General features: G+C 69.3%; 9 protein-coding genes. 6 read left to right on the top strand and 3 right to left on the bottom strand.

Translation table 11 applies throughout. The annotated features are described in order from the left end of the window. Nucleotides 1-106: 106 nt before the first annotated feature. Nucleotides 107-2,800: a DNA polymerase I gene (gene polA / locus AB0M08_RS41870; protein ID WP_364506074.1), complete on the top strand. Its 2,694-nt coding sequence runs from the start codon at nucleotides 107-109 to the stop codon at nucleotides 2,798-2,800. A 152-nt stretch (nucleotides 2,801-2,952) separates the two neighbouring features. Then, nucleotides 2,953-3,267 carry a metalloregulator ArsR/SmtB family transcription factor gene (locus tag AB0M08_RS41865; protein ID WP_364506082.1) on the top strand — a complete coding sequence of 105 codons (315 nt, stop codon included), beginning with the start codon at nucleotides 2,953-2,955 and terminating at the stop codon, nucleotides 3,265-3,267. Between the two features lie 152 nt (nucleotides 3,268-3,419). On the opposite strand, the gene AB0M08_RS41860 is transcribed toward AB0M08_RS41865, so the two are convergent. Further along, entirely contained in the window at nucleotides 3,420-4,208 is a 789-nt protein-coding gene (locus tag AB0M08_RS41860) for a class I SAM-dependent methyltransferase (RefSeq protein WP_364506071.1), read from the bottom strand. A 321-nt stretch (nucleotides 4,209-4,529) separates the two neighbouring features. On the opposite strand from AB0M08_RS41860, the gene rpsA reads away from it, so the two are divergent. The 3 genes from rpsA to uvrB all read left to right on the top strand — a co-directional run bounded on the left by rpsA (nucleotide 4,530) and on the right by uvrB (nucleotide 10,104). Beyond that, nucleotides 4,530-6,029: a 30S ribosomal protein S1 gene (rpsA, locus tag AB0M08_RS41855; RefSeq protein WP_364506069.1), complete on the top strand. Its 1,500-nt coding sequence runs from the start codon at nucleotides 4,530-4,532 to the stop codon at nucleotides 6,027-6,029. 416 nt (nucleotides 6,030-6,445) lie between these two features. Then, nucleotides 6,446-7,621 carry a dephospho-CoA kinase gene (gene coaE / locus AB0M08_RS41850; RefSeq protein ID WP_364506066.1) on the top strand — a complete coding sequence of 392 codons (1,176 nt, stop codon included), beginning with the start codon at nucleotides 6,446-6,448 and terminating at the stop codon, nucleotides 7,619-7,621. Between the two features lie 380 nt (nucleotides 7,622-8,001). Further along, on the top strand, nucleotides 8,002-10,104 hold the full coding sequence (gene uvrB, locus AB0M08_RS41845; protein WP_364506064.1) for an excinuclease ABC subunit UvrB: 2,103 nt from the start codon (nucleotides 8,002-8,004) through the stop codon (nucleotides 10,102-10,104). A 163-nt stretch (nucleotides 10,105-10,267) separates the two neighbouring features. On the opposite strand, the gene AB0M08_RS41840 is transcribed toward uvrB, so the two are convergent. Continuing rightward, nucleotides 10,268-10,576, bottom strand: a complete 309-nt coding sequence (locus AB0M08_RS41840; RefSeq protein WP_364506061.1) for an antibiotic biosynthesis monooxygenase family protein — start codon at nucleotides 10,574-10,576, stop codon at nucleotides 10,268-10,270. Nucleotides 10,577-10,964: 388 nt separating this feature from the next. Between AB0M08_RS41840 and AB0M08_RS41835 the strand changes: the two genes are divergently transcribed. Beyond that, nucleotides 10,965-11,963 (top strand): TerC family protein, encoded by a 999-nt coding sequence (locus AB0M08_RS41835; protein ID WP_364506058.1) that lies wholly within the window; start codon nucleotides 10,965-10,967, stop codon nucleotides 11,961-11,963. A gap of 109 nt (nucleotides 11,964-12,072) precedes the next feature. Here the strand turns inward: AB0M08_RS41835 and typA are convergent, their stop codons facing one another. Continuing rightward, nucleotides 12,073-13,938: a translational GTPase TypA gene (gene typA / locus AB0M08_RS41830; protein WP_364506055.1), complete on the bottom strand. Its 1,866-nt coding sequence runs from the start codon at nucleotides 13,936-13,938 to the stop codon at nucleotides 12,073-12,075. Between the last annotated feature and the right edge of the window lie 55 nt (nucleotides 13,939-13,993).

Here is a 13,993-nt window from a genome sequence, read left to right as displayed (position 1 = left end):
TCTGGCACAACCACAAAACCGGCCAACCGGTCACCCGCAGCCTGATCGCCTACGACCACTGAACGCGCAGCTAACACCCGTCATCACTCGTCTAGAGTTCACCGACGTGAGCGACGACGCCCAGACACCCCGACTGCTGCTTCTCGACGGCCATTCGCTGGCCTACCGGGCCTATTTCGCGCTGCCCGTGGAGAACTTCAGCACCGCGACCGGCCAGGCGACCAACGCGGTCTTCGGCTTCACGTCGATGCTCATCAACCTGCTGCGCGACGAGAAGCCCACGCACATCGTGGTCTCCTTCGACCTCTCCCGCCGCTCGTTCCGCACCGAGAAGTACGCGGATTACAAGGCCGGCCGCGCCGAGACCCCCGCGCCGTTCCAGGGGCAGGTCAGCCTGATCAAGGAGGTGCTGCAGGCGCTGCGCATCCCGGTGGTGGAGAAGGAGAACTACGAGGCCGACGACGTCATCGCGACGCTGGCCACCCAGGGCCGCGACGCCGGCATGGAGGTGATCATCTCCAGCGGTGACCGGGACGCGTTCCAGCTCTCCACCGAGCACGTGACGATCCTCTACCCGGTCCGCGGCGTCTCCGAGGTCTGGCGGATGACCCCGGAGGCGATCGAGACGAAGTACTTCGTGCCCCCCTCGCAGTACCGGGACAAGGCCGCCCTGGTCGGCGAGGCGAGTGACAACCTGACGGGTGTCCCCGGCGTGGGTGACAAGACCGCCGCTAAGTGGATCAAGGAGTACGGCGGCCTGGACGGCATCATCGCCGCCGCCGACCGGATCAAGGGCAAGGCCGGCGAGAGCCTGCGCGCCCACCTCGCCGAGGTGATGCGCAACTACGAGCTGAACGAGCTGGTCCGCGACCTGGAGCTGTCGCTGCGGCCGGAGGACGCCCGCTGGTCCGGCTGGGACCGCGAGGCGGTACACCAGCTCTTCGACGCCCTCGAGTTCCGGGTGCTGCGCGAGCGGCTCTACTCCTACCTGGACGCGGTCGAGCCCGAGGCGGAGTCCGGGTTCGACCTGGACGGCCGGATCCTGCGCGCCGGCGAGGTGGCCGGCTGGCTGCGCGAGCACGCCGGCACCGACCCGGTCGGCGTGGCGGTCACCGGGCGCTTCGGCCGCGGCACCGGCGAGCTCAGCGGCGTGGCGGTGGCCACCGCGGGCGGCCCGGCCGCGTGGTTCGACCCCACCGCGCTGGACGAGGACGACGAGCGCGCCGTCGCGGCCTGGCTCGCCGAGCCGTCCCGCCCCAAGGTGCTGCACGACGCGAAGCCGGCCCTGCTCGCCTTCCGGGCGCACGGCTGGGGGCTCGGTGGCGTCACCGTCGACACGGCCCTCGCGGCGTACCTGGCGAAGCCCGACCAGAGGTCGTACGACCTGACCGACCTGGCCCTGCGCTACCTCAAGCGCGAGCTGAAGGTGGACGCGCCGGAGCACGGCCAGCTCACCCTCTCCTTCGGCGACGAGCAGGACACCGCGGCCGAGGAGAACGTGATGCTCCGGGCCCGGGCCACGCTCGACCTGGCCGATGTGCTCACCGCCGAGCTCTCCCGGGACGGCGGCGAGTCGCAGCGCCTGCTCGCCGAGGTGGAGCAGCCGCTCGCGGTGGTCCTCGCCGACCTGGAGGGCCGGGGCATCGCCGCCGACACGGACTACCTCTCGGAGCTGGAGGCGCACTTCGCCGCCGAGGTGAAGTCGGCACAGCAGGCGGCGCACGAGGTGGTCGGCCGGGAGTTCAACCTCGGCTCGCCCAAGCAGCTGCAGGAGATCCTCTTCGTCGAGCGCAGCCTGCCCAAGACCAAGAAGATCAAGTCCGGGTACACCACGGACGCGGACGCGCTGCAGAGCCTCTTCGCGCAGACCGGCGACCCGGTGCTGGCGCACCTGCTGCGGCACCGTGACGTGGCCAAGCTGAAATCCACCGTGGACGGGCTGCTCAAGTCGGTCTCCGACGACGGGCGGATCCACACCACGTTCAACCAGACGGTCGCCGCTACCGGCCGGCTCTCGTCCACCGATCCGAACCTGCAGAACATCCCGATCCGCACCGAGGAGGGCCGCCGGATCCGCCGTGCCTTCGTGGTCGGCTCCGCGTTCGAGCAGCTCCTGACCGCGGACTACAGCCAGATCGAGATGCGGATCATGGCGCACCTCTCCGGCGACGACGCGCTGATCGCGGCCTTCAACTCGGGCGCCGACTTCCACGCGGCCACCGCGTCCTCGGTCTTCCACGTCGGCCTCGACGAGGTCTCCGCCGACCAGCGGCGCAAGATCAAGGCGATGAACTACGGCCTGGCGTACGGGTTGAGCGCGTTCGGCCTCTCCAACCAGCTGACCATCTCGACCGACGAGGCCAAGGGCCTGATGGACGAGTACTTCAAGCGCTTCGGCGGCGTGCGGGACTACCTCCAGTCCGTGGTCAGCCGTGCCACCACGGACGGGTACACCGCGACCATCCTCGGCCGGCGGCGCTACCTGCCCGACCTGACCAGCGACAACCGCCAGCGTCAGGAGATGGCGAAGCGGATGGCGCTGAACGCCCCGATTCAGGGCTCGGCGGCGGACATCATCAAGATCGCCATGCTCCGGGTGGACGAGGCGCTCCGGGACGCCGGTCTCGGCTCGCGGATGCTGCTGCAGGTGCACGACGAGCTGGTCTTCGAGGTCGCGCCGGGTGAACGGGAGGCGCTGGAGGCGCTGGTCCGGCGGGAGATGGGCGGGGCGTACCCGCTCTCCGTACCGCTGGAGGTCTCGGTCGGTACGGGCCGTGACTGGAACGGGGCCGACCACTGACCGATTCGTCCATGGTCGGATGATTGACAGCTGTTTTGGGGTACCCGGGGTCCTCACGGTTTGCGACCGTCTGTCACGCTGGGCCGATGTCGAGCCGATCGATGTCGATGGAGCAGATCGTGACCCCGGTGCCCGGGCTGGCGCCCGGGTCGATGGCCGGTTCGGCGGCGGTCCTCGGGCGGGGGCCGCTGGAGGCGTCCCGGGCCAGCGCGTACGCGACGATGTTCAAGGCGCTCGGTGACCCGGTCCGGCTCCGGTTGCTGTCGATGATCGCGTCGGCGGCGGACGGGGAGATCTGCGTCTGTGACCTCAGCGGCGAGTTCCAGCTGACCGGGCCGACCATCTCCCACCACCTGCGGATCCTGCGCGAGGCGGGCCTGGTCGACAGCGACCGCCGGGGCACCTGGGTCTACTACCGCCCGGTCCCCGACGCCCTGACACTGCTGTCCGGCCTGCTGCACGCCTGACCCACCGCGGATCACACGCGGCCTGCGGCGGATCACACCCGGCCCGTGGGTCGTACCCGGCCTACCACCGGTCGCCCCGGTTCACCGCAGGTCGCGCGCGAAGGCAGGCCGCGCGGCCTACCGCAGGTCGCGCGCGAAGCAGGTTGCGCGGCCTACCGCAGGTCGCACACGAAGATGGCGGTGCCCGGGAAGAGCCGTCCGCGCAGCGGGCTCCACTGACCCCAGATCTCCTCGTGGCCCTCCGGCCACTCCGGCTCGACCAGGTCCCGCAGCGTGAACCCGGCGGCCACCAGCTCGCGGACCCGGTCCCCGACGGTCCGGTGCTGTTCCAGGTAGCTGAGCCGGCCGTCCTCGTCCCGTTCCACGTACGGCGACCGGTCGAAGTACGAGTTCCGGGCGATCAGCCCGCTCTCGTCCGGCTCGTCCCAGAAGACCCATCGCATCGGGTGCGTGACCGAGAACACCCACGTGCCGCCGGGCCGCAGCACCCGGGCCACCTCACGCATCGCCGCCGCCGAGTCGGCCACGAACGGGATCGCCCCGAACGCCGTGCACACGATGTCGAACGCGCCCGCCCGGAACGGCAGCGCCAACGCGTCCGCCTGCACCAGGGGAGTCGTCACCCCGCTGCGCCGTTCGGCCTCGCGCGCGTGGCGCAGCATGCCGGCCGAGAGGTCCATCGCGACGACGTCCGCGCCCTCCCGTGCCAGCCACCGGGCGCCCGCGGCGGCGCCGGCGCCGAGTTCCAGGATCCGCTTGCCGCGTACGGCGCCGAGCAGCCGGGCGTCGGCCTCCCGGAGGCGCTCGGGACACCAGACGAAGTCCACGTCGCCGAGGAACGTGCCGTGCTCGTCCTGGTACTCGTCGGCGTCGAGGTCCCACCAGGCGCGGTTGGCCCGGCGCGTGTCGTCCTCGGTCACCGTACGGGAAATCTCAGTCACCTGATCACGGTACGGTAGGCGTGTCCGCCGTCACGATTCGGCTTATAAGGGGCATGCTGACCGGTTCGGCCCCGCCAATGTGCCGCGGTCCTCAGGAGGGCTTGCAACCTGTGGTAATGCGCACGGTAAGCTAGTCGATGCGCTCGCGGATCGTGTGCCTCGGCAGGGAGCAGGTTCCGTGGTCGCCGGTCTCGGCATGATCGACGGTAATGATCAGACTCTCGTGGGGTTTGGGTCGTCTCGCTCGTTCGTGCCGCTTCCGGTGGCAGTTCCGTTGAGCGCGAGACACCACGAATCCATCCGTTCGGAGCAACTGTCCACATGACGAGCAGCATCGAGGCCACCTCGAGCGCCAACAAGGTCACCGTCGACGACCTCGGCTCTGAGGAAGCTTTCCTCGCGGCCATCGACGAGACCATCAAGTACTTCAACGACGGCGACATTGTCGAAGGCACCGTCGTCAAGGTCGATCGGGACGAGGTCCTGCTCGACATCGGCTACAAGACCGAGGGCGTCATCCCCTCGCGCGAGTTGTCGATCAAGCATGACGTGGACCCCGCGGAAGTGGTGTCGGTCGGTGACCACATCGAAGCCCTCGTCCTCACCAAGGAGGACAAGGAGGGTCGTCTGATCCTCTCGAAGAAGCGCGCTCAGTACGAGCGTGCCTGGGGCACCATCGAGAAGATCAAGGAAGACGACGGCGTCGTTCGTGGCTCCGTCATCGAGGTCGTCAAGGGTGGTCTCATCCTGGACATCGGCCTCCGTGGCTTCCTGCCGGCCTCCCTGGTCGAGATGCGCCGCGTCCGCGACCTCCAGCCGTACGTCGGCCGGGAGCTCGAAGCGAAGATCATCGAGCTGGACAAGAACCGCAACAACGTGGTCCTGTCCCGCCGCGCGTGGCTCGAGCAGACGCAGTCCGAGGTTCGCACCGAGTTCCTCAACAAGCTGCAGAAGGGCCAGGTCCGCAAGGGCGTCGTGTCCTCCATCGTCAACTTCGGTGCCTTCGTGGACCTGGGTGGCGTGGACGGCCTCGTGCACGTCTCCGAGCTCTCCTGGAAGCACATCGACCACCCCTCCGAGGTCGTCGAGGTCGGCCAGGAGGTCGAGGTCGAGGTTCTGGACGTCGACCTGGACCGCGAGCGCGTCTCGCTGTCGCTGAAGGCGACGCAGGAGGACCCGTGGCGTCAGTTCGCCCGGACCCACGCGATCAACCAGATCGTCCCGGGTAAGGTCACCAAGCTCGTCCCGTTCGGCGCGTTCGTCCGCGTCGACGACGGCATCGAGGGCCTGGTGCACATCTCCGAGCTGGCCGAGCGTCACGTCGAGCTGCCCGAGCAGGTCGTCCAGGTCGGTTCGGACGTCCTCGTCAAGGTCATCGACATCGACCTCGAGCGCCGTCGGATCTCGCTGTCGCTGAAGCAGGCCAACGAGAACTTCGTGGAGGGCGAGGAGCACTTCGACCCCACCCTCTACGGCATGGCTGCCACGTACGACAACGAGGGCAACTACATCTACCCGGAGGGCTTCGACCCGGAGACGGGCGAGTGGCTCGAGGGCTTCGACAAGCAGCGCGAGACGTGGGAGAAGCAGTACGCCGACGCCCGCGAGCGCTGGGAGGCCCACACCAAGCAGGTGCAGGCGTCCCGCGAGGCCGACGCCGAGGCTGCGCTCAACCCGGCTCCGGCCGGCGGCGTGACCTCCTCGTCCTCCTCCTCGAGCTCGTCGGCCCCGGCGCGCTCGGCCGAGGAGCCCGCCGGCACCCTGGCCACCGACGAGGCTCTCGCCGCCCTGCGCGAGAAGCTCGCCGGCGGCAAGAGCTGACCTCCGGGTCAGCCGGTAGGCAGCTGACCTCCGGGTCGGCGCCCGACACTGATCGGCCGGTCAGCGTCGGGTAGCCACCCTGGAACAGCCGCGGCACTACCTCCGAGAGGCCGTCCCGACCACTGGTCGGGGCGGCCTCTTGCCATTCCCACCCACCGAACGTCGCGCGCCCCGCCCCCCCAGCAGCAGCCCGAGCCGCGTGAGGATGTCGGGTGCGGAGGGCGCCGCTGTTTCACACGCGACCCGGGTGCGTTGGTCGTGCGGGGAGTGCCGCTGTTTCACACGCGACCCGGGTGCGTTGGTCGTGCCAGGACTGCCGCGGTTCACACACGGGGTGGGTGTCGGAATTGTCGTGTGGGTGAGGGCGGGGGCGGAGGCGGGGTGCCGGGAGCGGGGAGGGCCGGGATACTGGGCGCATGCTGAGGGTGGGGCTCACGGGCGGGATCGGGGCGGGCAAGAGCGCCGTGGCCGCCCGGCTGAAGCGGTGTGGTGCGGTGATCGTGGACGCGGATCTGCTGGCGCGGGAGGTGGTCGAGCCCGGCACGGACGGGCTGGCCGAGATCGTGGCGGCGTTCGGGTCCGGGATCCTCACGCCGGACGGCGCGCTGGACAGGCCGGCGCTCGGTGCCAAGGTCTTCGGGGACGAGGCGGCGCGGCGGCGTCTGGAGAAGATCGTTCATCCCCGGGTACGCGCGCGGACGGCCGAGCTCCATCGCGAGGCGGCCCCGGACGCGGTCGTGGTCAACGACGTGCCGTTGCTGGTGGAGACCGGGCTCGCACCCTCGTTCCACCTGGTGGTCGTGGTGGCGGCGGCGCGGGAGATCCGCGTACGGCGGCTTGTCGGCAACCGTGGCATGACCGAGGCCGAGGCTGCCGCCCGGATCGACGCCCAGGCCGACGACGCGCGGCGGCGGGCGGCGGCCGACGTCGTGCTGCTCAACGAGACCGGGCTGGACGAGCTGGAAGCGGCGGTGGACCGGCTCTGGCGGGAGCGGCTGGTCGACTACGAGCGGAACCTGCGGGCCCGGCGGGTCGCGTGGTCCGGCAGCGAGGTGCGGCTGGTGCCCTCCGACCCGGGCTGGCCGGAGCAGGCGGAACGACTCGTGGCACGGATCCGGCACGCGCTCGGCGGTACGGCCGACGTGCACCACATCGGGTCGACCGCGGTTCCCGGGCTGCCCGCCAAGGACATCGTCGACCTGATGCTGAGCGTCCGTACGCTGGACGAGGCCGACCGGCTCGCCGACCGCCTCGCCGAGGCCGGGTTCCCGCGCCGCTCGGGGGAGTGGTGGGACAGGCGCTCCGGCACCACCTGGCCGAAGCGCCTGCACGGCGGGGCGGACCCGGAGCGGCAGGTCAACCTGCACGTACGGGTGACGGGCTCACCGGGCTGGCGGTTCGCGCTGCTGGTCCGTGACCATCTGCGCGCGGTGCCCGAGGTGCGGGACGAGTACGCGGCCCTCAAGGCAGAACTGGCGCTGCGCTTCCCGGACCGGTCCTCCTACACCGACGCGAAGGCGCCATGGTTCGACGCGGAGGCGCGGGCCGCCGACGACTGGGCGCTCGCGACGGGCTGGCAGCCGACCCCCTGAGGCGGCGCGGTCCCGGTCCTGGCTGGTGCTCAAGGGTGTCTCGAGGCTCAAGGGTGTCTCGAGCGCAGCGAGAGACCCCTGAGCACCAGCCCACCACCCACGCTGGGGGTGGCGCTCGCGGCGGCCGGCGCGCACTCGGCGCGACCATCCGTGGGTGCGCACGCCGGTGCTGGGGCGCAACGACCACGGACGCGGCCCGGCGGATCGAGTCGTGATCCGGACCGGGACGCTGGCCGCCGCGAGCGGCCTACCCGCCCAGGGTAGGTGGCGGCTTCGAGACCGGCCAATGGCGGAATGTGCACCTGCAGCACGCACCGGCACGGCACGCGCCCCGAGCGCCCCGGCCCGAACCTGTCATACCCCCGACGTACGGTGGTGGCATGGCGCTCGACATCCCACGACTCGACGGCCGGTTCGAGGTCGTCAGCGACTATCAACCCGCCGGTGACCAGCCCGCAGCGATCGACGAGCTGGAGCGGCGGGTCCGTCGCGGCGACCGGCACACGGTGCTGCTCGGCGCCACCGGCACGGGCAAGAGCGCGACCACGGCCTGGCTGATCGAGCGGCTGCAACGGCCCGCGCTGGTGCTCGCGCCGAACAAGACGCTCTGCGCCCAGCTGGCCAAGGAGTTCCGCGAGCTGCTCCCGCACAACGCGGTGGAGTATTTCGTGAGTTACTACGACTACTACCAGCCCGAGGCGTACATCGCCCAGACCGACACGTACATCGAGAAGGACTCCTCGATCAACGAGGAGGTGGAGCGGCTGCGGCACTCCAGCACGATGTCGCTGCTCACCCGGCGGGACACCATCGTGGTCGCCACGGTCAGCGCGATCTACGGCCTGGGCACCCCGCAGGAGTACATCGAACGCGCCGTGAAGGTGAAGGTCGGCGGCGAGCTCGACCGCGATCAGCTGCTGCGCCGCCTGGTCGACATCCAGTATTCGCGGAACGACGTGGCCTTCCAGCGCGGCACCTTCCGGGTCCGCGGCGACACGCTGGAGATCATCCCGGCGTACGAGGAGCTGGCGGTCCGGGTCGAGCTCTTCGGCGACGAGGTGGAGAAGCTCTACTACCTGCACCCGCTCACCGGCGAGGTGGTCCGCGAGGTGGACGAGCTGATCATCTTCCCGGCGACGCACTACGTGGCCGGCCCGGAGCGGATGGAGCGGGCGATCCGTGACATCGAGACGGAGCTCGCCGAGCGGCTGGCCGAGCTGGACCGGCAGGGCAAGCTGCTGGAGGCGCAGCGGCTGCGGATGCGCACCACGTACGACATCGAGATGATGCGGCAGGTCGGCTTCTGCAACGGCATCGAGAACTACTCGATGCACATGGACGGCCGGCAGCCGGGCGAGCCCGCGTACACGCTGCTCGACTACTTCCCCGACGACTTCATCACCGTCATCGACGAGTCGCACGTGACGATCCCGCAGATCGGCGGGATGTACGAGGGGGACGCCTCCCGCAAGCGGATCCTGATCGAGCACGGCTTCCGGCTGCCCAGCGCGGCCGACAACCGTCCGCTGCGGTTCGACGAGTTCCTCGAGCGGGTCGGGCAGATGGTCTTCCTCTCCGCCACCCCGGGCAACTGGGAGATGGAGCAGGCGCAGGGTGAGTTCGTCGAGCAGGTGATCCGGCCGACCGGCCTGGTCGACCCGCAGGTCGTGGTGAAACCGACCAAGGGCCAGATCGACGACCTGATGCACGAGATCCAGCTCCGGGTGGAGAAGGACGAGCGGGTGCTGGTCACCACGCTGACCAAGAAGATGGCCGAGGACCTCACCGACTACCTGCTGGAGAACGGCATCCGGGTGCGCTATCTGCACTCCGAGGTGGACACGCTGCGCCGGGTGGAGCTGCTCAAGGAGCTGCGCAAGGGCGACTACGACGTGCTGGTCGGCATCAACCTGCTGCGCGAGGGCCTGGACCTGCCCGAGGTGTCGCTGGTGGCGATCCTCGACGCGGACAAGGAGGGCTTCCTGCGCAGCGGGCGGTCGCTGATCCAGACGATCGGGCGCGCGGCCCGCAACGTCTCCGGCGAGGTCCACATGTACGCGGACAAGATCACGCCGTCGATGCGGAACGCGATCGACGAGACGGACCGCCGGCGGGCCAAGCAGATCGCGCACAACGAGGCGAACGGGATCCAGCCGCAGGCGCTGCGGAAGAAGATCCACGACATCCTGGACGACATCTACCGCGAGGCGGAGGAGACCGACGCCGCGATCGTGGGCGGTGCGGGACGGCAGATGTCCCGGGGGAAGGCACCGGTGCCGGAGACCCGGTCCCGGAAGGCGGCTGCCACACCCGCCCGCGCGGGGATGGCCCGTGCGGAGCTCGCGCAGCTCATCCAGGATCTCAACGAGCAGATGCTCGGGGCGGCGCGGGAGCTGCAGTTCGAGCTCGCCGCCCGGATCCGGGACGAGATCGGTGAGCTCAAGAAGGAGTTGCGGGGGATGGATGTCGCGGGGGTGCAGTGAGCGCAAGGTGGGGCGGTTTTTGGGCGGGGGATCGCTCACTCCGGGCGGTCAGGCTTGATCCCTGCGTGAGCGATCCCCCGCCCAAAAACCTGGGTGGTTGCGGTGGGTGCCGCGACATCCATCCTCCTTGGGGGCGAACTTGGGGGCGAAGAGAAGCCGGGGGTCAGGCCGAGAAGAAGTCGGTGGGGAGGTCGGTGAAGAAGTCGGCGACGGGGGGCTGGGAGAGGGTGCCGAAGATGTGGGCGCGCCACTGGGCGAAGCGCTCGGTGCGGCGGAAGTCGCGCTCGTGGGCCTCGGCGGAGGTCCACTCGGCCAGCAGGACGAAGCGGCGCGGGGAGTCCAGCGCGCGTTTCAGGTGTACGCCGTGGCAGCTCTCGGCCGTTGCTATCAGTGGACGGGCCAGCTCGTAAGCGGAGAGGAAGTCGGCCTCCCGGCCGGGTAGGACGTCGATAAGCGTAACTTCGAGGAGCATGCCCACAAGAGTCCCATACGTACCAAGTGGCGGGCGAACGAGGAAGCCTCCGGAAAGTTACCGCGGGGTAGACCGGGGTTTACGGGGGCATAGCGACCCTCGTGAGCGGTTTGGAACGCGAGGTCTGCCACTTATGCCCGCCCGGTTGGCCCAGCGCGTCCGGGATGCGTCACAATGGTGGTGTGGGAGGGGAGTATTCCCCCGCTCCGGTCTCGTCAGCACGGAACGCCTCTCGGGGCGGGCCCGGGGCCGGAGGTCGCGGCATCAACACCGCGGCGGAAGAGACCTCCGACAGTCGCACGTCGCTGTTCTCGGTTGAGGAGCCCCCCGCGGAGGCGGAGGGCCCGGCTCGGGCGCAGCGACGACTCGTGCCTGCCGGAGGTCCGCATTGAACGTTTCAGCCTGGGCTTGGATCGCCACTCTCGTCGCCCTCATCGCCGTGCTCGCCGTCGATCTACTGATCATCGGGCGCCGGCCACACGAGCCGACGATGAAAGAGGCGGGCGGCTGGGTCACCTTCTACATCGGTCTCGCGGTCCTCTTCGGGATCGGGGTCTGGGCGACCGCCGGGGGGAGGTATGCCGGCGAGTTCTACACCGGCTGGCTGACCGAGTATTCGCTCAGCGTCGACAACCTCTTCGTCTTCGTGATCATCATGGGGCGTTTCGCGGTGCCCCGCCGATATCAGCAGAAGGTGTTGCTGATCGGCATCGTCCTGGCGCTGGTCATGCGGGGCGCGTTCATCGCCGCCGGCGCCGCGCTCATCTCGCAGTTCTCCTGGGTGTTCTACATCTTCGGCGCGTTCCTGGTCTACACCGCGATCACCATGGTCAAGGGTGATGACGAGGGCGAGGAGCTGAAGGAGAACCTGCTGATCCGCTGGGCCAAGCGGGCGCTGCCACTCTCCTCCTCGTTCGATCAGGGGCAGTTCCGGATCGTCACCGAGACCGGCAAGCGGCTCTTCACCCCCATGCTGATCGTGATGATCGCGATCGGCACCACGGATCTGCTCTTCGCGCTCGACTCCATCCCGGCGATCTTCGGGATCACCAAGGAGCCGTACCTCGTCTTCACCGCGAACGTGTTCGCGCTGATGGGCCTGCGCCAGCTCTTCTTCCTGCTCGGCGGCCTGCTGGAGCGTCTGGTCTACCTCAACGTCGGCCTCGCGGTGGTGCTCGCCTTCATCGGCGTGAAGCTCGTCCTGGAGGCGCTGCACACCAATAACCTGCCGTTCATCAACGACGGCCACGGCCTGCACTGGGCGCCGGAGATCCCGATCTGGCTCTCGCTGCTGGTGATCATCGGCACGCTCGGCGTCGCCACCGTCGCCAGTCTCGCGAAGTCCTCCCGTGATCGCAAAAGAGAATTAGCCGCGGCAGCCCATTAAGACCCTTTCCGGGTACGCGCGGAAGCGCGTGCCCGGTGAACAAAAAACCGCCCCGCGCCGGACATCGGCGCGGGGCGGCTGTGCATGAGCGGTCTTACTGGGCGTGCTCTTACTGGGCGTGCTTGCGGCGGGCGGCGGCCCGGCCACGCGCGGTCTGGTCCAGGACGACCTTGCGGATCCGGATCGCCGAGGGGGTGACCTCGACGCACTCGTCCTCGCGGCAGAACTCGAGGGACTGCTCCAGGGAGAGCCTGCGCGGCGGGATCACCTTCTCGGTGTTGTCCGCGCTCGCGGCCCGCATGTTGGTGAGCTTCTTCTCCTTGGTGATGTTGACGTCCATGTCGTCCTCGCGGGAGTTCTCCCCGACGATCATGCCCTCGTACACCTCGGTGGTCGGCTCGACGAAGAGCTGGCCGCGCTCCTGGATGTTGATCATCGCGAACGGGGTGACCGCGCCGGCCCGGTCCGCCACCAGCGAGCCGTTCTGCCGGGTGCGCAGCTCGCCGAACCACGGCTCGTGGTCCTCGTAGAGGTGGTGCATGATGCCGGTGCCGCGGGTCTCGGTGAGGAACTCGGTGCGGAAGCCGATCAGGCCGCGCGCCGGGACCAGCCACTCCATCCGGAGCCAGCCGGTGCCGTGGTTGGTGAGCTGCTCCATCCGGCCCTTGCGGGTGGCGAGCAGCGAGGTGATCGCGCCCATGTACTCGTCGGGGGCGTCGATGGTGAGCCGCTCGACCGGCTCGTGCACCTTGCCGTCGATGACCTTGGTGACCACCTGCGGCTTGCCGACGGTCAGCTCGTACGACTCGCGGCGCATCTGCTCGACCAGGATGGCCAGGGCGAGCTCACCACGGCCCTGCACCTCCCAGGCGTCCGGGCGCTCGGTGTTCAGCACGCGGAGCGAGACGTTACCGATCAGCTCCTTGTCCAGGCGGTCCTTGACCATGCGCGCGGTGACCTTGGCGCCCTTGACCTTGCCGACCAGCGGCGAGGTGTTGGTGCCGATCACCATCGAGATGGCCGGCTCGTCGACCGTGATCAGCGGCAGCGGGATCGGGTTCTCCGCGTCGGCGAGGGTCTCGCCGATCATGATCTCCGGGATGCCGGCGACCGCCATGATGTCGCCGGGGCCGGCGCTCTCGGCCGGCTTGCGCTCCAGGCCCTCGGTCATCAGCAGCTCGGAGATCCGCACGTTGGCGACCGTGCCGTCGGTCTTGCACCAGGCGACGGTCTGGCCCTTGCGGATGGTGCCCTCGTGCACGCGGCAGAGCGCGAGGCGGCCGAGGAACGGCGACGCGTCCAGGTTGACGACGTGCGCCTGCAGCGGCGCGTCCTCGGTGTAGGTCGGTGCCGGGATGGTGTTCAGGATCGTGGAGAAGAGCGGCTCCAGGTCGGCGCTGTCGTCCGGGACCGCGCCGTCGGCCGGCTGGTTCAGCGAGGCGATGCCGTCGCGGGCGCAGGCGTAGACGATCGGGAACTCGATCTGGTCCTCGTCGGCGTCCAGGTCGAAGAAGAGCGCGTACGTGTCGTCCACGACCTCCTTGATCCGGGCGTCCGGCCGGTCCACCTTGTTGATCACCAGGATGATCGGCAGGCGGGCGTGCAGCGCCTTGCGGAGCACGAAGCGGGTCTGCGGCAGCGGGCCCTCGGACGCGTCGACCAGCAGCACCACGCCGTCGACCATGGTCAGGCCGCGCTCCACCTCGCCGCCGAAGTCGGCGTGGCCCGGAGTGTCGATGATGTTGATGGTGACCGGGTCGCCCTCGGCCGGCTGGTAGCTGATCGCGGTGTTCTTGGCGAGAATGGTGATGCCCTTTTCCCGCTCCAGGTCCATGGAGTCCATGGCGCGCTCGGCCATCTCTCCACGTGCGTGGGACTGACCACCCTGTCGGAGCATGGCGTCGACCAGGGTGGTTTTGCCATGGTCGACGTGAGCGATGATGGCGACATTACGGAGGTCGGTGCGGGTCTGCATACCTCCATTGTCCCTGCCTCAGGTTGCGAATCGTGGCGCGGGGTCAACTCCTTCC

Origin of the sequence: Actinoplanes sp. NPDC051851, from assembly GCF_040681165.1 — a bacterium.
Lineage (GTDB): Bacteria > Actinomycetota > Actinomycetes > Mycobacteriales > Micromonosporaceae > Actinoplanes.
Note: the sequence above shows the minus strand (reverse complement) of the source record. Positions and strands in the feature narration are given on the sequence as shown.

What these genes read in the sequence shown, in the direction of transcription:
- AB0M08_RS41865 (WP_364506082.1), top strand. Translation starts at nt 2,953, where the DNA reads ATGGCCGGTTCGGCGGCGGTCCTCGGGCGGGGGCCGCTGGAGGCGTCC.
- rpsA (WP_364506069.1), top strand. Translation starts at nt 4,530, where the DNA reads ATGACGAGCAGCATCGAGGCCACCTCGAGCGCCAACAAGGTCACCGTC.
- uvrB (WP_364506064.1), top strand. Translation starts at nt 8,002, where the DNA reads ATGGCGCTCGACATCCCACGACTCGACGGCCGGTTCGAGGTCGTCAGC.
- AB0M08_RS41840 (WP_364506061.1), bottom strand. Translation starts at nt 10,576, where the DNA reads ATGCTCCTCGAAGTTACGCTTATCGACGTCCTACCCGGCCGGGAGGCC.
- typA (WP_364506055.1), bottom strand. Translation starts at nt 13,938, where the DNA reads ATGCAGACCCGCACCGACCTCCGTAATGTCGCCATCATCGCTCACGTC.
- coaE (WP_364506066.1), top strand. Translation starts at nt 6,446, where the DNA reads ATGCTGAGGGTGGGGCTCACGGGCGGGATCGGGGCGGGCAAGAGCGCC.